The 21019-nt window shown below is 65.2% G+C and carries 19 protein-coding genes and 2 pseudogenes; 11 read left to right on the forward strand and 10 right to left on the reverse strand.

The annotated features are described in order from the left end of the window. Positions 1–58 precede the first annotated feature (58 nt). The 3 genes from LWC34_RS35745 to LWC34_RS35755 all read right to left on the reverse strand — a co-directional run bounded on the left by LWC34_RS35745 (position 59) and on the right by LWC34_RS35755 (position 4017). The gene (locus tag LWC34_RS35745) at positions 59–2182 is read right to left on the reverse strand and encodes an AbfB domain-containing protein (protein WP_233729665.1); all 2124 of its coding nucleotides are present in this window, start codon (positions 2180–2182) and stop codon (positions 59–61) included. Positions 2183–2250: 68 nt separating this feature from the next. Next, positions 2251–3225 carry a hypothetical protein gene (locus tag LWC34_RS35750; RefSeq protein ID WP_233729666.1) on the reverse strand — a complete coding sequence of 325 codons (975 nt, stop codon included), beginning with the start codon at positions 3223–3225 and terminating at the stop codon, positions 2251–2253. Positions 3226–3441: 216 nt separating this feature from the next. Then, positions 3442–4017 carry a beta/gamma crystallin family protein gene (locus LWC34_RS35755; protein WP_233729667.1) on the reverse strand — a complete coding sequence of 192 codons (576 nt, stop codon included), beginning with the start codon at positions 4015–4017 and terminating at the stop codon, positions 3442–3444. Positions 4018–4309: 292 nt separating this feature from the next. Here LWC34_RS35755 and LWC34_RS35760 point away from each other — a divergent pair, with 292 nt between their 5' ends. Then, a complete protein-coding gene (locus LWC34_RS35760; RefSeq protein ID WP_233729668.1) occupies positions 4310–4870 on the forward strand; it encodes a hypothetical protein in 561 nt (186 codons plus the stop codon). Here the strand turns inward: LWC34_RS35760 and LWC34_RS35765 are convergent. Then, positions 4854–7670, reverse strand: a complete 2817-nt coding sequence (locus LWC34_RS35765; protein WP_233729669.1) for a PKD domain-containing protein — start codon at positions 7668–7670, stop codon at positions 4854–4856. The two genes, LWC34_RS35760 and LWC34_RS35765, sit on opposite strands and share 17 nt — an antisense overlap. 80 nt (positions 7671–7750) lie before the next feature. Here LWC34_RS35765 and LWC34_RS35770 point away from each other — a divergent pair, with 80 nt between their 5' ends. Continuing rightward, the gene (locus LWC34_RS35770) at positions 7751–9124 is read left to right on the forward strand and encodes a tol-pal system YbgF family protein (protein WP_233729670.1); all 1374 of its coding nucleotides are present in this window, start codon (positions 7751–7753) and stop codon (positions 9122–9124) included. A 7-nt stretch (positions 9125–9131) separates the two neighbouring features. On the opposite strand, the pseudogene LWC34_RS35775 reads toward LWC34_RS35770, so the two are convergent. Continuing rightward, positions 9132–9903, reverse strand: a pseudogene (locus LWC34_RS35775) (transposase family protein). Between the two features lie 161 nt (positions 9904–10064). Between LWC34_RS35775 and LWC34_RS35780 the strand changes: the two are divergent. The 3 genes from LWC34_RS35780 (at position 10065) to LWC34_RS35790 (ending at position 11821) form a co-directional block, all read left to right on the forward strand. Then, positions 10065–10607: a GNAT family N-acetyltransferase gene (locus LWC34_RS35780; protein WP_233729671.1), complete on the forward strand. Its 543-nt coding sequence runs from the start codon at positions 10065–10067 to the stop codon at positions 10605–10607. 126 nt (positions 10608–10733) lie between these two features. Then, entirely contained in the window at positions 10734–11195 is a 462-nt protein-coding gene (locus LWC34_RS35785) for a hypothetical protein (RefSeq protein WP_233729672.1), read from the forward strand. Positions 11196–11227: 32 nt separating this feature from the next. Next, the gene (locus LWC34_RS35790) at positions 11228–11821 is read left to right on the forward strand and encodes a class I SAM-dependent methyltransferase (RefSeq protein WP_233729673.1); all 594 of its coding nucleotides are present in this window, start codon (positions 11228–11230) and stop codon (positions 11819–11821) included. A gap of 119 nt (positions 11822–11940) precedes the next feature. Here LWC34_RS35790 and LWC34_RS35795 read toward each other — a convergent pair whose 3' ends face one another. Further along, on the reverse strand, positions 11941–12309 hold the full coding sequence (locus tag LWC34_RS35795; protein WP_233729674.1) for a hypothetical protein: 369 nt from the start codon (positions 12307–12309) through the stop codon (positions 11941–11943). Between the two features lie 81 nt (positions 12310–12390). Next, positions 12391–13194 (reverse strand): HEAT repeat domain-containing protein, encoded by an 804-nt coding sequence (locus LWC34_RS35800; protein ID WP_233729675.1) that lies wholly within the window; start codon positions 13192–13194, stop codon positions 12391–12393. 181 nt (positions 13195–13375) lie between these two features. On the opposite strand from LWC34_RS35800, the gene LWC34_RS35805 reads away from it, so the two are divergent. Then, on the forward strand, positions 13376–14182 hold the full coding sequence (locus LWC34_RS35805; RefSeq protein WP_233729676.1) for a trypsin-like serine protease: 807 nt from the start codon (positions 13376–13378) through the stop codon (positions 14180–14182). A 30-nt stretch (positions 14183–14212) separates the two neighbouring features. Here LWC34_RS35805 and LWC34_RS35810 read toward each other — a convergent pair whose 3' ends face one another. Together LWC34_RS35810 and LWC34_RS59035 are read right to left on the reverse strand one after the other, a co-directional pair. Next, positions 14213–14629 carry a TIGR03086 family metal-binding protein gene (locus tag LWC34_RS35810; protein WP_233729677.1) on the reverse strand — a complete coding sequence of 139 codons (417 nt, stop codon included), beginning with the start codon at positions 14627–14629 and terminating at the stop codon, positions 14213–14215. 20 nt (positions 14630–14649) lie between these two features. Continuing rightward, positions 14650–14760: pseudogene (locus LWC34_RS59035) on the reverse strand (maleylpyruvate isomerase N-terminal domain-containing protein); the annotation flags it as partial. 102 nt (positions 14761–14862) lie between these two features. Between LWC34_RS59035 and LWC34_RS35815 the strand changes: the two are divergent. Further along, positions 14863–15282 carry a MarR family winged helix-turn-helix transcriptional regulator gene (locus tag LWC34_RS35815; protein WP_233729678.1) on the forward strand — a complete coding sequence of 140 codons (420 nt, stop codon included), beginning with the start codon at positions 14863–14865 and terminating at the stop codon, positions 15280–15282. Here LWC34_RS35815 and LWC34_RS35820 read toward each other — a convergent pair. Beyond that, a complete protein-coding gene (locus tag LWC34_RS35820; RefSeq protein ID WP_233729679.1) occupies positions 15268–15642 on the reverse strand; it encodes a cupin domain-containing protein in 375 nt (124 codons plus the stop codon). The two genes, LWC34_RS35815 and LWC34_RS35820, sit on opposite strands and share 15 nt — an antisense overlap. Before the next feature lie 411 nt (positions 15643–16053). Here LWC34_RS35820 and LWC34_RS35825 point away from each other — a divergent pair, with 411 nt between their 5' ends. From LWC34_RS35825 to LWC34_RS35840, 4 genes are all read left to right on the forward strand, one after another. Further along, complete coding sequence (locus LWC34_RS35825; protein WP_233729680.1) at positions 16054–16938, forward strand: hypothetical protein; 885 nt, start codon at positions 16054–16056, stop codon at positions 16936–16938. A 7-nt stretch (positions 16939–16945) separates the two neighbouring features. Continuing rightward, positions 16946–18136: an AAA family ATPase gene (locus tag LWC34_RS35830; protein WP_233729681.1), complete on the forward strand. Its 1191-nt coding sequence runs from the start codon at positions 16946–16948 to the stop codon at positions 18134–18136. Then, positions 18136–19344, forward strand: coding sequence for a vWA domain-containing protein (locus LWC34_RS35835; RefSeq protein WP_233729682.1), 1209 nt, complete (start codon positions 18136–18138; stop codon positions 19342–19344). Before LWC34_RS35830 ends, LWC34_RS35835 begins: the two co-directional genes overlap by 1 nt. 112 nt (positions 19345–19456) lie before the next feature. Then, entirely contained in the window at positions 19457–20995 is a 1539-nt protein-coding gene (locus tag LWC34_RS35840; RefSeq protein ID WP_233729683.1) for a peroxidase family protein, read from the forward strand. Positions 20996–21019: the final 24 nt, after the last annotated feature.

Consider the following 21019-nt stretch of genomic DNA (forward strand, 5'->3'; position numbering starts at 1 on the left):
AAATGGAGCCCGGCACCCGTCGAGCGAGTACCGGGCCCCTTGTGTCAGACCTCGTCGATCAGAACCTGGTGTCCCAGGTCCGTCCGGTCGCTGGGTCGTGATAGATGTAGCCGCCCTGGAAGGTGCTCCGGCGCAGGTTTCCTACCTGCTCCTCGTCCGTCTTCGGGTAGCCGAGGTACGAACGCTCCCAGTCCATTGCCGCCCACCGGTCGTAGATCGCGCCGTAGATCAGGTGCGCGCCGGTGTCCGGGGTCCAGTAGATCGACAGCTTGCTGGCGAAGTGGGTGTACGTGCCCTTGCCGTCTGGCGTGCGGGTGGTGTCGATGATCGGCATCCGCAGCTTGTGACCGCCGGAGGCAAGGAACTTGGTCAGCGCCTCGCCCGAAACGCTGCGCACGCCGGTGTCCTTGCCCCAGTAGATGCGGGCGTTGTTGGCGTACTCGCGGTATCGGATGCCGTCAACCAGCACCTCAGCGGCCTTCGGCGTGCCAACGAACGCGCGCAGCGCGTCGTCGTTGAGCCAGCGCAGCTGGATGTGCGTGGAGATGGCCGGGTCCGGGTCGACGACGGCCCAGGTGGCGTCCGGCTTGAACAGCGTGGGGGTGTCCCAGTCGAACTGACCGCTGTCGTTGGCCAGCCACACTTCCCCGTTGATGTGCCGCATGAAGCGACCGGGCACGTTCTTGGCTTCCAGTGCGATACCGGCACCTTCAAGGCCCGGCTTGGCGCACCAGGTGGCGTCGCCCTTGAACAGGTCGGTGCCGTCGTTGGCGTGCAGCTTCACCCGGTAGTCCTGGTGGCGCACGAAGCTACCCGCGTGGGTGGTGGACTCGAGGGAGAAGCAGTTCTCGTCCGCCAGACCCGGAACGATCTTCCAGCTGGCCTCGCCCAAAGGCGCGTCAGCGACAGTGTCGCCCTGGCTGCCTGGCGTGATCACCGCGTCGCCGCCGCCGGAACGCAGGTACCAGCCCTTGGCAGCGGTCGCGGCCGTGGTGGCCATGATCGACTGAGTCAGCACGTTGTACTGGGTCTCGGACAGGAACTTGGTCACGTCTGCCGCGGTGCCTGCCAGTGCGGCGTTGGCCGCGGCGACCAGGCGCGGGCGGACCAGGCTGGCTTCGGCCTTGGCCTTGATGTCCCGGACCTTCTTACGGTCGGCTTCCTCGCGGATGTCCTGCTCGCGCTTGGCATCCCGCGCGTCCGCGGCCTTGAGACCGGTGTCGATGAACGCTTTCCAGTCCGCCGGGTTGGTGGAGCGCAGCGCGGCCTCGGCGGCGTTGCGGACCTCGATGTGCCGCGGGTTCGCCAGCTCCGGCGTGGTCAGCAGCTGGCGGATGAAGTTGTCGTCCGACAGCACAAGCCAGCCGTCCGGCACGACAATGCCCAGCACCGCGGCGGCGTTCTTCTTGGCCTGCTTGGCCGCGAGAATGCGGGCGGCTTCTTCGCTTTCCTGCTTGGCCTTCTCGATCGCGTCGCGCTGGTCGGCGATGTGCAGCGTGAAGATGTCGGTGGCGATGAACTTCTTCCACGCCGCCGCGTCGCCGCCCCACGCGGTCATCGCGCCGTCTTTGACCTTGGGGCCCGTCGAACGACGCCACACCTGGTAGACGAAGTTCTGGTCGTTGCCGTCCAGCATCGCCGCGTCGGCCGCGATTTCGGCAAAGGCCGCGGCCTTCTGCCGGTCTTCGCGGCTCTTGCGGGCCTCTTCCTGACGACGTGCGTATTCCAGATGGTCACGGTCCACGAAGTCGTGGATGTTCGTCCTGATGAACGCGGTCGCGTCCGGCGCGTCCGGCTTCTCCACCACGATCTTGTAGACGCGGTAGGCCTCGGCCTTGGTGTACGGGTACTTGTCCGCGTTGATCTTGTCGTAGACGCGGAACACGAAGTTCTTGTCCGACAACATCAACCACTCGTCGGTCGCCTCGCCGACCTCGATCGCGCGGACCGCGCGAACCTTCTCCACCTCAGTGGATTCCGGCACGGCGGTCGCCGTGGGGTCGGCTGCGATCTGCGGGATCGCTGGCGCGTTCGCGGTCGCCTCGGAGTTGCGCGAGGCCGCCGCTGGTGGAATGTCGGACGGTGCCGCGTGCGCGGCGACCGGCGCCATCAAGCCGGTGACCACCGCGGCGGCCACAAGACCGCGCGCAAATCGTCTACTGTGGACAGTTGCACTTCGCATACCTCGGGTACCTTCTCTTTTCTGGGCATGGCAAAGCGATCGCCAGCACGGCGAAACGCTGAGAAAGGTCAGTTGATGTTCTTGACGCGCTGCTCCGCGTCAATTGCCTGCTGCAGCAACGCATTCCAGTACGCGGCCTGCTGCGACGCCGAGTCACGCTCGGCCAGCCACGCGGCCTCCGACGAACGCGCCGGATCGATGATCGACTCCCAGTTCGGACCCATCGCAGCCTGCGCCGCGGCCAACACAGCCCGCCAGTTCTCCGCCTGACGCACCGCGACATCCTGCGCCTGCGTCCACCCCGACCGAGCCGGTTCCGTCTGCGTACCCACCTGCTGCCACGCACGCGCCGCAGCATCCTTGGCCTGCTGCTTCGTCTCCTCCGACGCCTCACGCGCCGCCTTCTCAGCAGCCTCCGCATCGGCGATCAGACGGGTGATCGTGCTGCGCCACTTCATGTTGTCGTTCGCGTGCCGCATCCGGAAAACTTCAAGATCCAACCGCGACCCGGTTGCCCAGCCATAAGCGAAAAACTCGACCAAGTCGTCATCCGTCGCACCTACGCGGAAAGCGTGCGAAGCGGACAACCGGACCTGCTCACCCGGATCGTTGGACGCGAGGTTCCGGACAAAATCCCGATCGCGCTGAACAAGTGCTTGCTTCTGCGTACCGATCTCGTCGCGATACACCCGATCGCGTGATCGTGCGGCCTCATAACCCGTACGGACGAACGCCTCACGCTCAGCGTCCGTCGCATTCGGACCCAACAGCCGCTTGGCTTCGTTGTGGATTTCGGGCGAATACTCCACAGTGGTGGTCTCGAACACCCGACGGATGAAGTCCATGTTGCTAATGCGACGCTGCTGCGCCCGTTCGACCGCAAAATCGAACCCAGACTGCAGGAACGCAGCGATCGCCGTATCAGGATCGCTGCTCACCAACGCCGACCAGGCGGCGGTCCGCACAGTGCTGTACGGATGCGCATTCGCCAGATAGCGCACCCAAATCCAGTCGTCCGATGGCTGTTGCGCCTGGATCGTCACGGACGGTCCCGCATAGGCAACAACCGGTGCTGCCACGGAGAAGGACGCCACAATGCAGGCAGCACAAACTAGGGCACGTCTCACCCTTGATCCCCCACGGTTCATCGAGCCCCCCGGCTCGTTCAAATCGCAACCTAATCACCGAGCGGACGCCGCGCAAGCAAAACCATCACACTGTGACCAATACCGACTGAAGTACTAGGCCAACTGCTGCGATCAGACGGTACGGACGCCGAGTTCGAGATAGCGGGTGCGCGCGCTCCACGGCCCGAGATCCGGAGTGTCCGCCACGACGTCGTACCAAAGATCATCTTGCGGTGGCGCTGGGTGAACCGGCTCGTCAGCCCACAACCGGACCCACGACTGCCGGTCGTCCGCCAGGTCACGATCAACACGCCACGACTCAGGATCCAACGCGCTCAAAGCAAGGCCCGCCGCGTTGTAACCACTTTCGACCGCATCCCCGAACTCCCGCCGGATGGCGGACACGAACGACGAGCGGACCCACCCCACCGCGAGCGCGGCATTGAGCACGGCCGGTCGGATCGCGTCGGTCAATCGCTGGACCTTGATGGAGCCGACGCGAGACAGTCCCGTCTCACTCAGCGCGCAAACGGGCGTGCGGACCAGGGTCAACGTCTGGCTCTTGCCACGGTAGTTCGGCTCGCTGTAGAGCGTGACGCCGAGCCGCTCTCCCCGTTCGAACTGGCGGCGCAGATACGACTGCCCACCCGCGATGGCGGCCCCGACGGAAGCGACAGCGGCGATCGCCAATTTCGTCCGACGTTTCACCTGAACTCCAATCGGTGGCAGCCTGGTCGGTTGCGGCCAGCAGGATCGGTCGCATCATTGAACTCTCGCAGATCCGCGCCAAACCCGCCGCACAGGAAAATAAGTGGCGCGGTGCGTCATGCTGAATGCGATGTCAGTACAGCTTGCGTTCGGGGTCACAACGGGAACTGAGGTGCGCTGCTGGCTGCCCGCCTCAGGAGGCAGGTAAGTGTCACGGCCTGCCAGTGATTGAGCGGGCGCCCACCCACCTGGCGCCCCAGTCGCCGTCGGCCCGGCGGACGCGGAGGCCGACGTGGTGCTGGCGGCGACCAGACAGCTCATCGTTTTAGTGGCCGCCGGGACTGAAACGGCTGCTGCCGCAGGAGTTGATCTCGGCGGCGGGTTCACTTCGGCACGGTTGGCTGGCGCCTACGGGGACCGGCGCGATGCGGTGCTCGCGGCACTGAGAGTCCTCGGTGTGGAAGGTGCGCATCGACTCGGTGACCGAACCAGCACCCTGGTGGCACTTTTCGGGCTGTCGGCGACCAAGCGGGTCGGTGCGAGCAACCCCTCGCCCGGGCTCGTCTGCGCTCTTGCGATCGCTACCACCTGCTCACCGTCCACAATGGATGGCCTTGCACAGGTGGCCGAGAAGCGAAAGCGGACGGTGCCTGGCTTTCCAGCAAGTGATCTGGCTGACGCGGACGGGCCATGGCAGCACGCACTGCCCGCTGCCGCTGAACTCGGCGCGCCGGTTGGGCTGTTCTGGCAACGGATCGCTGAACACGGCTTGCTTATCCCGGCCGCACTGCTGGACAAGGGTGGTTGGCAAGCCCTGTGGAGCCGTGCGCACCGGCCTACGGCGCGCAACTGACGCCGACGCATGCGTGTAAGTCGCCTGATGAGGTATTTCCGCCGCCGTCTTGTACGCCAGTGGCCACGCGGAAACCGTAACCGCGATTGTTCACCGCGTGATTGTCCGACAGTGTCACCGATTGGCGGCCTAACTCCGGGTCGATGAGGCCGCCGCGATATTCGGCCGGGACGCCGTGCCGTTTCAGGCTGCCGTTGGCGGTGAATGTGTTGCCGGCGAAGGTGAGCTGCCCGGGACTGGGGTCCAGCCATATGCCAGCGTCGACGTTGCCACTGAACACGTTTCCGGAAATCGTGCCGGTTCCTTCGCCGATTCGCAGACCGACTCCGAACCCGGAAAACATGTTGTCCTGTATGACAAGGCGGCCGGGAGTCCGCACGGCGGGCGAATCCAGCACAAGATCATCCTGACGGTCCCCCATCACGTTGCCGACCAGTTCGAGGTTGTTCGTCGCGGTGATGTCTCCGCCGGTCGACTGGTTGGTCGTCAGCTTCACGTCGTCGCAGGCGTGGCCCAGTTCAGCGATGTCCAGAGCACTGTCCCGGATGGTGATCGACGACCCTGAATCCGTGTCTTCCTCGTTGCGGGCGCAGACGAGCCGATCGATCCTGACGGTGCTGCTGCCTGTCACAGCGCATGTGCTGTGGTCGCTGCACAGCGACACCGCTGATTGTTCGAACGTCGCCTTGCTGAAGGTGACATTCGACCGGTCCCTGAATACAAACGCGGTCGGGCCGCTCGTGGTGCTGTCGGTGACTTTCACGTTGGTCGCACGCGTGCCGACGATGTCCCCAGCCGAATCGTGGCCGAATGACTTGGACCTGATCTTCTGGATGGCCACACCGTTCACGTCCGTCATGGCTATGCCGGTGGTGAAACCGGTGACGCTGCCGTTCTTGATCGTGGCGTTCTTGGCTCCAGCCACTTGGATCCCGACGCTGCTGTTACTGGGGCTGGCGGTGGTGACGGTGTGGCTGCCCAGGTCGAACGTGACGTTGTCCGCGGCGATCCGGAACGCGACGTTCTGCGGGCACACGAGGTCGCCCGTGAGCACCGCGCTGGCGGTGAGGACATCGCCGCACTTCACTCGCGGCGGCGCGGGCGCGACGACGACCTGCTTGGATTCCTGCACCCGGACAGCGCCCGCGGTCACGGCGAGAGCGACCGTGTACGTCCCCGGAGCCGCGAACGTGTGCCGGAACTCTGGCTCCGACGACACTGGTTGCCCCTGGACAGTCCATTCCCACCGGTCAGGCGCTCGGCCAGTGACCTCCGCACCGAACAGGACAGGCTCGCCCGCCCGAGGAGCCTCGGGATCGACACGGAACCCAGCGATCCGAGGTGGCGCGTCCGCTGGCTCGATGACGACGGTGGCCGTGGCGACCGGCGCTGGCAGCCCGACAGTCAACATGGTGGCCACGCTGACCTGGTACTCACCGGGACGTTTCCAGCTATGACGGGCGACGAGCCCTGTTGCCGACGTGCCATCCCCGAAAGACCATTCGGCGGTGGCGAGGCCGATCGAACTTCTGGCGACGACACCAAGTTCGAACTCGTCGCCGACCAGCCCACGGTTGCCTGGCTTGAAGACAATGTCCGCCATCGGCGCGCCCACCAGGGCGAGTTCGTTCGCACCTGGTCCGCGCACCGGCGCGTTGGGCGAGCCGGACTCCGGACGAGGTGGCGGCGATTGCCTGCCGGGGCCGGGGCCGTCCACGGCAACCTGGTTGATGCCGGAACCCGGGTTGACCGGGTTGTACTTCGAGACCGCGCGGCCGTTTCCGTTGAGGTCGAAGACCCCGGCTTCGTCGCTGTCCGGGTCGTTGTAGAACACCAGGCCATCGCGTGCCAGCAGCTCGAAGCGCACTGGACGGTCGAACAGTTTCCGGTCAGCGACAACACGCATTGTCTCGAGGTTGACGACCCACGCTCGTCCAGCGGAATAGTCCGGCACGATGGCGTGACCTGCCACTTCCACCGCGGCACCGAGATCCGCTTTGCCCGAACCGAGTGCGACCGGGTTCCTGCACGACACGGTGAACTCGCAGGCCATCAGCAGGCCTCGGGTGGAGATCAAGATCCCTCGTGACCAGCCGGATACGACCGCAGCGTCATCCGCGCGCACGTCCGCCCTGACCGATTCGACGACCGTGCCAGTTTCCGGATCCAGGAGCTCAGCCTTACGCCGCGCCACATCCAGCACGGCGGGACGACCGTCCGTGACCGTGAGATGCGTGCCCGCATTAGTCCGAGAACCCTGGGAATCCTGCGAAAACCACACGAGCTCGCCGGTGTGCTGATCGAGGATCCACAGGCGACCGCCACCGTCCACTACGGCCTGATCAGCCTTGGTGGCTAACGAATGCGGCGCGCCCAGAGGCGTCATGGTGACCAGGTCTGTTGGCGTGAGCAGGCCGCGTGACGAGTCCAGCGCGTAGAGGGCATGGGGCGTCGGGAAGATCTTGTCAGCCGACCAGGACGAAGTGGACGGTTTCAAGGTCGCGCCGTCCACCCGCACCACCGATCCGTCCCACTGGTTGAGGGCGTAGCCGGTCGATTCGAGCTGTGCGGAACGGATGGGCGCGCCTGGTGGCGCGACCTGGACTCTTGCGGCGACCTCGGCCGAAGCACCGTCCAACAACGTCAGCTGTCCGGTCTTGCTGGACGCCAGCCAGGCCGAGCCGCCGTGCAGCCGCAGTTGCGGCGCCTGGTTGGCGTTGCCCATCCCCAGGACGACGACGCCCGCGAGGCATGCCACGGCCGCTGCGGCGCCGGTCCAGCGCTTGGTCCTGATCATCATTCGCCCCCCTCGCCCCTAGCATGACGCATCGGTCTGACATTTTCGGGACCGCTCCCGCCGCCGCTCCTCACGATAGGCGCATGGACTACCCGACACCTGAGCTGTTTCGGCACGACCGGCTGGCGGTCGCAATCGGCAACGCTTCCCTGCTTGGCGTCGGATATCTCTTGCTCGGCCGCAAAGCGTGGGCGATCGTCACCACGCTGGTCACGGTCGCTTTTCTGGTGCTGCTTGGGGTCACGGTCCCTGGAACATGGTTCGAGGTTCTGTTTGTGGTGTGGTGGGCCGCGCTGATCACGCACGGCTGGTATCTCGCAGGCAAGCCGGGCAGGCCTGCACCTGTGCGGTGGCCTCGCGTGATCGCCCTGCTCATCGCGGTTCCTGTGCTGACAAGCGTCGCATATGCACGGTTCGACGCCGCCAGCATCGAGGACAACATCACCGAGGCACGCGACAGCGGAGACTGTCCGAAAGCTCAGTCCGCTTTGGACAGGATCTGGTTCGGCCACTATGTCGTGGACGGTCCGATGGCTGTTCGCAGTGAGAACACCGCCGCGGCGTGCGCTCGCTTGCTCGAAACGGCCAGGGCTCTGCAAGTCGCGACTTCGGAAAGTGACACCCGTGGCCTGCAAGCCGCTTACCGTGAACTCGACGCGATACGCACGGACCTGCCCGGCCACGACATGATGGTCGGCACTGTCCTCAATGGATTCACTGAGCGTGTTTCCGACCGCGATCCCTGCGGTATCAGCGAAATCACCGATTGGCTGCGGCGACGTCCGGCAAGCAACAATCTGCTCGACCGGCCTGCCGATATTGTGCCGAGGATCGCACCGGCGGCACTCGTGGCTTGCGGAGACGACCGGGCGCGCAACAACGACTGGAACGGCGCGAAAGAGCGTTATCAGCAATTGCTTGACCAATATCCCGGCCACGAACTCACCGCCAAGGCTCAGGAAGGCGCCACCAAAGCCAAGCAGAGCCTTGAACTGATCCACGTTTCCTCGCTTGGCGCGAAGTACTGCCAGACGCCAGCCGCGTACAGCGGCGCGCCCGCGTACACAAAGGGAACCGCGAATCGCGCAGTCATCCACCACACCGACAACCTCAACGACGGGTACATCAAGAAGCTGCCCCAAGACTGGCAAGCCGACACCAGTCAGGCCGCACTGGTCGTCTGTATCGGCGAACGCGAGGCTGGCGCACCGATCCGCACATGTCGCTATCGGATTCTGTCAAACGGCCAGGTCCGAAACGTGACGTTCAGCAAGACGGCGTATTCGGTCAAAGGCTACGAGTTGCGGACCGGCAACCTCGTGATCGACACCAGGGTCGAATTCGGCGGCGCGGTCTGCCCACAGACAGTCACTGTCTTTGGTGACCAATCACGGATGCCCGCCGAACCGGCTGACTCGGACATTGTGGCCGCGTTCGCTCCGATATTCACGCAGTGAGCCCTTTTCAACTTCCCGTCCTGGTGACATTGCGAAGGACCGTCACGGCCTTGACCAGGCTGGTGATCCGGGTGGTACTGCACCGGAGCTTGCGCAGGAGACGCCAACCCTTCAGGGCTGCGTTGGCCTGCTCCCCTACGGCCCGGATCCGGGTGTGTGAGCGGTTGGCCGCCTGCTGGCCTGCGGAGAGATTCGCCCACCGCCCCCAGGTAGGGCACACGCACGGTGCCGCCGGCGCCGCGGTAGCCCTTGTCAGCCCAGCAGCGGATGTCGGCGGCGGTCAGTGCCTCGATTATCCCGTGGGCACGGGCGGCCTTGATGTCGTGCACAGCGCCGGGCAGGGCGGGCGAGGCCCACAACAGACGGCCGAGCGGATCGGCCAGGACCTGCACGTTCATCCCGTGTTTGCGGTGCTTTCCGGAGTAGAAGGGGCGGGCGGCGGCGATCCGGTCGATCGGCAGGAGCGTGCCGTCCAGGATCACAAAGGCGATCCGCCGAGCCTGCTGGATCGCGTCGGCCAACTTGGGCGCGAGCGCGGCAAGCAGGTCGACTGCTTCGCGGATGTAGCGGTAGGCAGTGGCCACGCCGATCCCGAAACTGGCGGCGAGGCGTGCGTAGGTATCCCCGCAGCGCAGGTGCGCGAGCACGAGCAGTGCCTGGCGGTGCACCGGTAGCCTGCGCCACCGAGTGCCTCGTTCGCGGCGACGCCGTTGCAGGTGCCCGGCGAGGAACCGCAGGTGCGAACTGGACAGGTCGATCGCGGATGGGTAGACAAGCATGGCGAAGCTCCTGGTCGAGCGAGTGATCTTGGTCGTGAACTCCTCTATCAGGAGCTTCGCCACATTCAGCACCTGGGGACCGACAAACTCCAGCCTGTCGCAACAAGGTTGGGAAGTGCTCACTGCCTGACGGGTGATGTTCCGGGCGCGATACTGCCTTCGTGACTCCAGAGAACCGCCCAGACAAAGTCCACTTGAGGGCGTTCACCGAGACCGACCTCGCCTTTCTCGACCGCCTCTGCACGGATCCCGATGCGCTCGGCGAGTTCGAGTGGCCCGGATTCGGTGATCCGAGGGCACGCCGCAAGCGATGGGAGATCGACGGGTATATCTCCGCCGAGTCCGCGGCGGTTGCGATCGCGCGGGCCGACGACACGGTTATCGGCATCGCCACCTGGAAGCCCCGCGGCTTCCCTTCGGGTGTCACCTACGAGATCGGCGTGGGGGTGCTACCCGAGCATCGTAGACAGGGGGTGGGCACGGTGGCGCAGAGGCTGCTCGTGGACTACCTGTTCGGCCGCACGACTGCGAACAGAATCGAAGCCCTCACCAATGGCGGTAACCTCGGCGAGCAGAAAGCCCTCGAACGCCTGGGGTTCCGCCGGGAAGGGGTCATGCACGGCAGGTCCTTCCAACACGGCGAGTATGTCGATGTGCTCGTCTACGGTCTGCTCCGCTCAGAGCATTGTCCCGGAACGCCATGAGCACTCCTCCCAACCTGTTCAGAGTGAGGTTGGAAAAGGCTCAGTGCCGCCTACTGTCGGCCAAATTGTGCCGATCTGCGAGAGATCCCGGCTCCGCGCAGCCAGGCTGGACCACGATGGTCAGTCATGAACGAAGAGCAGCAGCGCCAGCAGCTGATCGAACGGATACAGCGCAGAAGGCTGGAGATCGACGAGTTCCTTGATCGCGCCCGGCCACGCACGAACCGTCTCACGGTGTTCAGTGTGGTCAGCAGCGCGCTCGCTGCGGCTTTCACGGCAGGCCCGGCAATCGGCGGTCCGGGGATGGCAAGTGCCGTGCAGGGCCAACTGGGTTTGCCGTCGGAGTCGATCGTGTGGCAGGTCTTGTGCCTGCTCGCGCTGGCCGTGTCCATCATTGCCGCGATCTGCGCTGCTCTTGTGCGCTCACAGGACAACTCAAGCCAAGTGGCGGCAGCCGAGGCGACGAACGCTGAGCTCTACGGGCTGAAAACCATGCTGGAGTTCGGAAATCTGAACGTCGTTCCGGCGCTGGGGTTCTATCAGCAGTCCGTGGCCAAGGTCGCGTTCGTGGACGAGAAACTCCGCTGAGCGGCACCGCGGCATCTGACACGATGCGCCTCGTGACCGTCGAAGCATATGGACAACGGGCCGCCGAGTACATCGATCTGTTCGGCACCATCGACTCGGTCGCGGCCCGCGATCGCGAACTGGTCGGTGCCTGGGCACACAAGCACGCCACCGGGCAGATCATGGACGTCGGCTGCGGGCCCGGGCAGTGGACGAACTGGCTGCACGAACAAGGACTCTTTGTCGCAGGCGTCGACCCGACGCCCGAGTTCGTCGCCCATGCACAGCGGCAGTATCCGGACGTCGAGTTCAAGCTTGGCCGCGCCGAGGCGCTCGATGTCGCCGACGCGAGCCTCAGCGGCATCCTGGCCTGGTATTCGCTGATCCATACGCCACCACAGGAAATCCCTGGGATCCTGGCCGAATTCGCCCGATGCGTCGAACCTGGCGGCGGACTTTTCCTTGGATTCTTCGAAGGCCCGGAACTCGCGCCATTCGACCACAAGGTCGTCACCGCGTACTTCTGGCCGATCGACGTGCTGAGCCGCACGGTCGAAGAAGCCGGTTTTTCGGTGACCGCCCGTGAAGCCCGCACTGACCCCGGAACTCGACGGCAAGGCACGATCGTGGCGATCCGCGACGCCTAGTTCATTCCAAGCGGTAATCGGCTGACGGCGTTACAGTGACCGACCGTGTCCACGTCGAGAATGACCTGCAGTACGCGGACGTGTCGAAGGACGCCTGGGTTGTGGCCGACTGCGGTCGCCTACGCCAGCAACGCGTTGGCCTTGCCGTGCTGATCGGCCTGCCAACGTTGATGCTGTTCACCCTCACGGTCGTCGGTCGTTCCCCTGCCAGACTGGACCTTCAAGTCCGACACCACGTCCGGCGACACGGACCACCTGTTGCCACTACTCGCGGTCCGATTCGCACCAGCCCTCGACGCTGAGAACCGTGCATCCGCCGCTGTGCCAACGATCGTGCCGATCACTGTGGACCATGGCAGCCAACGCGACTGCTGACCGTCGGCGGCAAATGGTTCACCGTGCTCGTCCACCCGAAGGGCGCGAAGACCGTGTCCCTCAAGGCAACCGCGAGCGACACTCAAGGAAACTCGGTGGACCAGAAGGTTCACCGAGCCTTCCTCTTGAAATAGCAACCCACCCCTCGTGAGTGGTTTGGCCGGTTCTAACCGGCCAAACCACTCACGAGACCTTCATTTCCCTTCGCTGTGCAGGATTTCCAACGCCTCCTGTCGCCACGAAGGCTCCTCCAACAGCTTCAGCCCCAGAGCAATGCGCGCGGAGGCGTTGTCCCGCAACAGCCAGAGCACGTGTTCCAGGACTTGGTCGTAGCCCATCTCTTGCGAGGTGGCCGCAAGGAACAACCCCAGGTTTCCGGTCAACCCACGGACGATCACCGCGGCATCCGGCCGTACCGCCGCGGACACCAGCATCCGTGCCTCCGGCTCGTCATCCGGGACAACCAACGACTGCAACCACGAGACCGTGGCCTCGTCGCCAAACCCGGCGAACTCCACGGCGGCATACACGATCCACAACCGCGTCACCGGATCGGTTTCAACGGACCATCGCCGCGACAACGCGGGCAACACCAGCGAGCTGTCTCCGCGGCCCTGCCCCACAACGAACAACGCGGACCGGCGCATCTCTGGCGAAGGGTCGTCCAGCAGCGCGAGCAGTGCGGGCTTCGCGGCTTCCCAAGCCTGCGTCCACGGCCCTCCGATGCGGGCCCCTAGTTCGGCGTTGCTTGCGTACAACCCGTCCAGCAACCACTCTCGGCTGGGTGTGTCCGGACTTGCGGCCAGCTCCAGCACGAATGGCCATGCTGCCGCAGCTGCCTCGCTGACTTCGAACTCGTTGGAGTTCAGCCGATCCTCCAGATCACGGTGCACCGCATCAGAAGTTCGCGCTGCCAGCAGCAATACCGGAATATCGCCAGCAGGGCCAAGATCGTGCCGCAGCGACTTCCATTCGATGTCCCCCAGTGCATCCACCATGGACTCAAGGATAGGAAACCCGTGGAATCGTTGAAGATCGGTCAATGTATCGAGCAATTTTCCGATCTTCGCGCAGGGGTTGGTGGCATTTCGTGCACTGCTGCACCGAAGTGGTTGTGATTACCCGACTACGCCCTGTTGTCTTCTGGCGGTAAATCACTCCACAGCAAGGGGTTCCACAATGTTGATCAGGGGAGTACGGACGACTGCGATCGCGGCTCTGGCGATTGCCTTCACCGGTGCGGTCGCGGCGCCTGCCGCGCAAGCCATCGAAGGCGGCACCGCGGCCACCGCGACGAAGGGCACCGTCCAGATCTTCTACAAGGGCGAAGTCGCGTGCAGTGGCTCGTTGCTGGATGAGCGCCGTGTCATCACGTCATCGCGCTGTCTCGCGGACGTGGAGGGGGTGAGGTCGAGCGATCTGACCGTTCGCGTCGGCGACACCCGCTTGGGCCAGGGCGAGGAGGCTACGGGATGCGGAACCCTCGGCCGGGTAACCAGCGGCGACCCCGAAGACCCGAGCACGTGGAAGCTCTCGGACATCCAGGTTCTTTATCTGGACAAGGGTGTCAGCTCCAAGGACTTCGCCATGCCGACCGGCAGGCTTCCCAAGGTCGGCGACACGGTCACGGTCCGGGGCTACGGCCACGGCGGCGACCTCAAGGAAGCCACCGCGAAGGTCAACACTGTCAATGACGTGATCCCAGGCGGCGACGACGTCAAGGAAGGCATGGCGATCGAGGGCGTCAGCGGTAAGGTGGAGGCTCGCGACGTCGGAGCGCCCCTGTTCGTGCCTGCCAACGTCGCCGGCGTCGACCTCCAGGTCGGCTTCGTGGCCACGCCCCTCCACGCGGTGGAGATCCAGCCGCACCTCGACTTCCTCATCAGCGCCCTCCAGGAGGACATCTGCGCGCTGATTGGCGACAGTGGCAAGGCGGCCAGTGACAAGCTCGTCCAGAAGGCCGATGGCACGCTGGTGAAGTTCTGATTTCCAGCTGACTGAGGGTGCTTTGCCGTGTCACAGCGGCAAAGCACCCTCAGTGTTTGACGAACGGCCAAGGGCGCCAAGGATTTGCTCCAGCGGCCCGGCACCAGGCGCTACCGGCAAGACCGGACCGAACGCCGCCTCCGGGCCCAGCCCGCTCTCGCCTACCGGGACCTTCAGCGCGATCTTGAGGGCGACCTCGGCAAGGTCGGGGTCCAGTTCGTAGTTGAGGCCCAGCGACTTGGCGACGTCCCATCCGTGGGCCACGTAGTCGATCAGGTGAAAGCCGATCGCGACGGGTGCGGGGAACTTCATCTCGCCGAGCTCCGGAAGCGCGAACTCCCTTTCCAGCACCCCTTTCTCAGCGAAGGCCGCCAGCACGTCATCGGCGGCCGCGCGGTAGTCGGCGACCGGATCGTCTCCGAGCGGCTGCACGCGCCAGATCGACAAGTCGCCGTAACCCTGGCCGAAGCAGCAAAACCGCGGTGTTGCACGGTCATGTGCGCAAGCAGGTCGGCCAAGGTCCAGCCCGCACAGGGTGTCGGACGGTCGAGGTCGTCGGTGGCCACTTTGGACACCACCTCGATACTGTCAAGGACGGCCTACCGGTTCAGTTCGACTATCGTATGCATGAACCTATCATATACACATGCTTACGATAAGCTCGGTGGTATTTTTCGCGTATGGCTGACCGCCCTGACCTCGCTGCGATGATCGTTCCGCTTGGCCGTGCCCTGATGGCCGACGAACTACCGATCCTCGAGGAACACGGGCTCTCCATGTGGGCCTACGTGGTCCTCACCGCCGTCGACGGGCAACCGGTGCGCACGCAGTCCGCGCTCGCCCAGTCCATCGGCGCCGACAAGACCCGGATCATCAGCGTGCTCGACGACCTTCAGCGACGCGGCCTGATCGACCGGCAGCCGGATCCCACCGACCGCCGCGTCCACCTCGTCTCGATCACATCCGAAGGGCACAAACTCCGCCGAGCAGCACAGACCGACATCCAGCGCAACGAGGAACGGCTGCTCGCACAGCTGTCCCCGCAGGATCGCCGCAGCTTCCTGCGCGCGTTGGAGAGGCTGTTCTCAGCTACCCGGTAGGAGCGGCACCATCGCGAACGACAGGTCGGCGGTCAGTGGTGTCGAGACGTGTCCTTCGCCTGTGGTGTCCTCGAACAGGAGCACGTCGCCGGGCCCGAATTCACGCCGCTCACCGCCCGAAACCGTAACCGCCGCGCGTCCGGTCAGCACGATGACGAACTGCCTGCGCGGCGCCACGTGTGGCTCCCAGTCCGGCGCGTCCGCGGGTTGCTCGACAAACGTGATCGATCCCGCCGGGAACGGGCCGGACAGCAGCAACGGCGGGACGCCGTCGACCGTGATCCCCGGCTTCCCTGTGACTTCAACGTCTTCGAACTCCGACCGGCCGGATCCGTCCGCATGGATTCGTACGTAACGCATCCCTGAACGCTACTTGTCCTGGTACGCTTGTCGTGATGATCACCTACTTGTGCAGATCGGGGGTACCGTTCGCAAAAGGTGAGTGCTGATGCGCCCCTTGACCGCGAATGCGAACGACCGCCTTCTTTTCTGGTCGCACGTGCGCGAATTCGCCGTGCCGACGTCGATGATCGAGTCCGCGACCGCCCGCCGTGCGGTGGGTGACTGGTCCGGTGCCTGTGCTGCCGCGCGGGTTGATGTGGATCTGGATCTACGTGCTGTCGGCCGTGCCCATGGCCAGCAGTTCGCCGCGCAGGTCCGCGCTGACCTGCGTCAACTGGCTCCGGACCTGCTTCGCTGGCATTTCCCGAGAATTCGGCCCGACGGCCTGGCCTCACCGTCACCTTGGCTCGCTACCCAGCCGTACACCTCGTGGCACGGACGCCGCCTGCGTGGGCAGATGCCGGTCAACGGATCAGCCTCGCGCTGTGGGACCGGGCCGGGCCGCACCCTGACCGGCGTTTCCGTCTCGACCTGCACCGCCATTTATGGGACGCGCGCAGGACCAGTGAGCTGCGGGAACGGTCCGGGGGTCGCGACCGGTGGATGGCCGAAGCGGCTTTGTTGCTGCGCGCGGATGAACGTGCGGACCGCGTCGTCACCGTGCGGCTCCATAAACGGCACCGCCTAGCACTGAATCTGGACGACGGGTCGACCACTCCCCTGCGCGGAAACGACCGTGCGTTGCCAATCCTGCCTGACGCCGCGACCTGGGTTCCGCCCGATTTGGAGCTGCTCGACGCAGGACTGATCGACGCGGACCGGTTGCATCCGCTTGTCGCGTCGGCACTTCTACCGGACCAACCCGCGGCTGCGTCACGAAGTCCGGACAGCACAAGGAACTTGGTCGAGTGTCGTGGCGCCACGCATCGAATCGGTGTGGTGGACGGCGTGCTCGTTCCGCTGGACCACGATCCCGACGAGATCCGCCGCGAGGAGCTGCTGGTCGCGTTGGGCGGGAACCCGTTGCCATGCCTACGTGCGATCGACAGGGCACACAAGAACCCGGAAAGTCTCGTGGAGGTTCGTGCCCGTCTTGACCACGGCGACTTCGCCGGTGCCCTTGCTGCCGTCGAAGACCTACTTGGACCGGACGCACTCCTGCGCGACGGCGCATTGCGCGATGAGCTGGAAACAGCCGCGCGCCGCCAAGTGGTGCACGGGATGTACCGAGCCGGACTCACCGGGTACGGACCGCCGCCGTCCACAAGGGGCGCGAGACGCCGCACCCACCCACGCGACTTGACCACAAGGTGATTGACATATGTCTTTTTCCGTTCGGCCGCTTGACGTCGCCGCCGATCTGCTTGCCCTGCTGCACAACACAACCACCGAAGCACGTGCCGACATCCAACTCGAAGCCTTGACACTGGCCGTGTCCGCCGATCTGCCAGTGCTGCTGTGGGGCGAGCCGGGGATCGGCAAAACCGCTGCCCTCAACCAGCTTGCCGACGCCCTAGCGCTGCCGTTGACCACGGTGATCGCCAGCGTGCACGAGCCATCCGACTTCTCCGGCCTTCCGGTGGTCGGCGATGATCCCGCGACACAAGGCGTTCCGATGGCGCCGCCAGACTGGGCCGTACGCCTGGTCCGGTCCGGTGAAGGCCTGCTGTTCCTTGACGAACTGTCCACAGCGCCGCCAGCCGTCCAGGCCGCACTGCTGCGCGTGGTGCTTGAGCGCCGGGTGGGCGCACTGCGGCTTCCGCCAGGAGTACGGATTGTGGCCGCCGCCAATCCACGTTCCTCCGCCGCCGACGGCTGGGAACTGAGCCCGCCATTGGCCAACCGGTTCGTCCATCTACAGTGGACATATGACCACGAGGTCGTGGTGCGTGGACTGAACGGGACGTGGCCGAGGGCTGCACTGCCACAGCTGGACTCCGATCGGTTGCACGACGCTGTGGCGTTCGCCCGCCGGGCGGTGTGCGAACTCCTGGCCGCTCGTCCCGCGCTCGTGCACCAACTGCCGAAGAACGAAGCGCGCCGCGGCGGCGCTTGGCCCTCACCACGCAGCTGGGACATGGCACTGCGGCTGATCGCTTTCGCCACTGCCGCAGGCACTTCCCGGGACGTGCTGTCAATGCTGGTGCGAGGAGCGGTGGGAGACGGACCGGGTTTGGAATTGCTTGCCAGCCTTGATCGGATGGACCTGCCTGATCCTGAGGACCTACTCGCGAATCCGGCGGCCGCCGTCCTGCCCGAGCGCGGCGACCTGCGCCAGGCAGTGCTCGACGGCGTTGTGGCCGCCGTGCGCAAGCGGCCCTCAGAATCCCGGTGGAACGCAGCGTGGTCGCTGCTGATTCTGGCCTTGGAAACCGGCGCGCCGGACCTGGTGGTCGTACCGGCGACCACGCTCGCCACGCTGCGCCGCGAGGATTGGCAGGTTCCAGCGGCAATCGAGCAGCTGGCTGGCACGGTGTCGCTGTCACAGCGAGCGGACCTGGCCCGCCGATGATGGACGAGGAAAAGTTGTACGCCGCCCGCTTGCACGCGGTCCGCAGTCGGCCATATCTGGCGACGGCGTTGTTCGCTTTGCACGTGGTGGAATCGCAGCGAGTGCCGACGATGGCTGTCGACCAGCACTGGCGCTGCTACGTCTCACCGGCGTTCGTTGACTGCACCCCGTTGGAGGAACTCGCCGGGGTCTGGGTGCACGAGGTCTCCCACCTGCTCCGCGACCACCATGGGCGCAGCGACCGGTTCGCGGTCAAACACGAACTGACCGGGCCGGGCGAGCGACTGCGGATGAACATCGCCGCGGACTGCGAAATCAACGACGACGTCTTCGGCGACGGATTGGCATGCCCTGAGGACGCCGTCAAACCGTCTGTGCTCGGGTTGGACGAGGGGCTGCTGATGGAGGAGTACCTGAGCCAGTTCCGGCTCGGGGCGCGCACCAATGCGTTCTCCTGGCTGGACTGCGGCAGCGGCGCCGACGGGCTGGAGCGGGAGTGGGACCTAGGCGCCGACGACACGCACAGGCTGACGGCGCAGGAACGAGATGCCGTCCGGTTCCGGGTCGCGCAGGGCATCAAAGGACGTCCAGGAAGCGTCCCGAAGGGCTGGCAACGCTGGGCGGAAAAGGCGTTCCATCCGCCACAGCCGTGGCGGGAGTTGTTGGGAGCGGCGGTTCGTTCGGCCGTTTCCGCCGCCGGTGTGGGTGAGGACTACACCTACGGCCGACCTTCGCGCAGGTCAGCCGGTGTGCCTGGGGTCGTCATGCCGAGCCTGCGGCGCAGGCCGCCTCGGGTTTTCGTCATCGTCGACACGTCCGCGTCCGTGAGCGACACCGAACTGGGCAGCGCGATCCTCGAAATCGCCGCGATCGTGCACGCTGTGGGCGGACGTCGTGACCTCGTCTCAGTGTTGTCCTGCGACGCCGCAGCCCACATCACAGATCCGCTGTGCCGTGCCGAAGGGATCCCGCTGATAGGTGGTGGTGGTACGGATTTGCGCGCCGGTTTCGCCAAGGCCGTGCGTACCAATCCGCGTCCCGACGTGATCGTCGCACTGACCGACGGCGAGACACCCTGGCCTGCTTCACGACCGCCCTGCCGGACGGTCGTCGGCCTGTTTCCCCGACGGCCTCGATCACGCGAAGACAATCCCCACTACAAGCCGGACACCCCGCCCGCATGGGCACGGGTGGTCAACGTGGGCTGACGTCCGAGGATTGACAAACTTGTCGTAAGAGTTCTTCGTCATGGGCTGCCATGTCCGAAAACAGGACAATTCTCGTATGAGTACGATCGACAATAATACTAACCCTGCACAGTTGAGTCGACGAGGTTTCATTGGCGGTGTCACGGCTGGCGCCGCGTTCACCGCATTGCCGGGAACAGCGACCGCGCAAACCGCGCCACCGACGAACCCACGTTTCTTCGGCAGACTGTTCAACAACTTACCGCCCTTCGCACCAGCGACCCAGCAAGTCCAGGAAGCCCTGCGGGAGCTGGGCAGGCCAGGCGGCATCATGGACGCGAAGGACCCGTTGAACGAAGGCCCGGTCCGGCTCATCACCAATCCAGAACTATCCCCCAACAATGTCGACAACCCATTCCACACGGCCGGAACAACATTCTTGGGCCAATTCATCGACCACGATTTCACGTTCGACAACAACTCCCGCCTCGGCGTGCCGACCCCACCGGAGACATCGCCGAACACCCGTATTCCGACGCTGTCACTGGATTCCGTGTACGGCGGCGGGCCCAATGTGAACCCCGAACTGTACGAACCCTCCGACCGGGTCAAGTTCCGCCTCGAATCCGGCGGCATGTTCGAGGACCTGCCCCGGCGCTCGGACAACGTGGCGATCATCGCCGACCCGCGCAACGACGAGAACCTGATCATCGCAGGCATCCACGCGGCGTTCCTGAAGTTCCACAACCGGGTGGTCGACCTGGTGCGCTCCCAGGGCGTGCCGGCCGACCAGGTTTTCGCCCGCGCCAAGCAGATCGTCACATGGCACTACCAGTGGATCATCGTGCACGAGTTCCTGCCACAGATCATCGGGCACGGCCTGACCACGGACATCCAGCGCCACGGCCGCCAGTTCTACCGCCCGGCACCAGGGCAGTTCTTCATGCCAGTGGAGTTCCAGGGCGCGGTGTACCGGTTCGGGCACAGCATGGTCCGGCCGTCGTACCGGGCCAACCGCAACGGCGACCCCAGCGGCAACCCAGCCACTGGCGCGCCCGCGTTCTTCGGGTTCATCTTCGACCCACGCGGGCAGGGCCAGGCCGACCCGGTCGACCTTCGTGGCCGGGCGAGGGCGCGGCGCCGGTTCATCGGCTTCGAGACGTTCTTCGACTTCGGCGGAAACCAGACCCAGCACGTCCGGCCGAACAAGCGGATCGACACGATGATCTCGACGCCGCTGTTCAACCTGCCGCTGCAGGCGATCGCGAGCGGCGACCCGCCGACCTCACTGCCGCAGCGCAACCTGCTGCGGCACCTGACGTGGTCGCTGCCGTCCGGGCAGGCGATCGCCGAGGCGATGCGGATTCCGATTCTGACCAGGGAGATCTTCCCCGAGCTGCGGCCACTGGGTAACAACCTCGATGCCAGCACCCCGCTCTGGTACTACATCCTCAAGGAAGGCAAATACCTCGGCGACGGCATCACACTGACCGGCGTCGGCGCCCGGATCTGCGGCGAGGTCTTCTTCGGCCTGCTGCAACTGGACACCACGTCGTACCTGTCAGCGCAGCCGAACTGGACACCGACGCTGCCCCGCCGCAACGCCTCGACCTTCACCATGGTCGACCTGCTCACGTACGCCCGCGTCGACCCCGCCAGCCGTGGACAGTGACCGCTTGAGTTCGAGATGGCGCGC

It is taken from the genome of Kibdelosporangium philippinense (assembly GCF_021390435.2).
GTDB classification, from domain to species: domain Bacteria; phylum Actinomycetota; class Actinomycetes; order Mycobacteriales; family Pseudonocardiaceae; genus Kibdelosporangium; species Kibdelosporangium philippinense.

Excerpts from the sequence above, each read along its gene's own strand:
- LWC34_RS35815 (WP_233729678.1), top strand. The coding sequence starts at position 14,863 with ATGGCTGACCGCCCTGACCTCGCTGCGATGATCGTTCCGCTTGGCCGT.
- LWC34_RS35785 (WP_233729672.1), top strand. The coding sequence starts at position 10,734 with ATGAACGAAGAGCAGCAGCGCCAGCAGCTGATCGAACGGATACAGCGC.
- LWC34_RS35770 (WP_233729670.1), top strand. The coding sequence starts at position 7,751 with ATGGACTACCCGACACCTGAGCTGTTTCGGCACGACCGGCTGGCGGTC.
- LWC34_RS35830 (WP_233729681.1), top strand. The coding sequence starts at position 16,946 with ATGTCTTTTTCCGTTCGGCCGCTTGACGTCGCCGCCGATCTGCTTGCC.
- LWC34_RS35765 (WP_233729669.1), bottom strand. The coding sequence starts at position 7,670 with ATGATGATCAGGACCAAGCGCTGGACCGGCGCCGCAGCGGCCGTGGCA.
- LWC34_RS35805 (WP_233729676.1), top strand. The coding sequence starts at position 13,376 with ATGTTGATCAGGGGAGTACGGACGACTGCGATCGCGGCTCTGGCGATT.
- LWC34_RS35835 (WP_233729682.1), top strand. The coding sequence starts at position 18,136 with ATGGACGAGGAAAAGTTGTACGCCGCCCGCTTGCACGCGGTCCGCAGT.
- LWC34_RS35800 (WP_233729675.1), bottom strand. The coding sequence starts at position 13,194 with ATGGTGGATGCACTGGGGGACATCGAATGGAAGTCGCTGCGGCACGAT.
- LWC34_RS35745 (WP_233729665.1), bottom strand. The coding sequence starts at position 2,182 with ATGCGAAGTGCAACTGTCCACAGTAGACGATTTGCGCGCGGTCTTGTG.
- LWC34_RS35820 (WP_233729679.1), bottom strand. The coding sequence starts at position 15,642 with ATGCGTTACGTACGAATCCATGCGGACGGATCCGGCCGGTCGGAGTTC.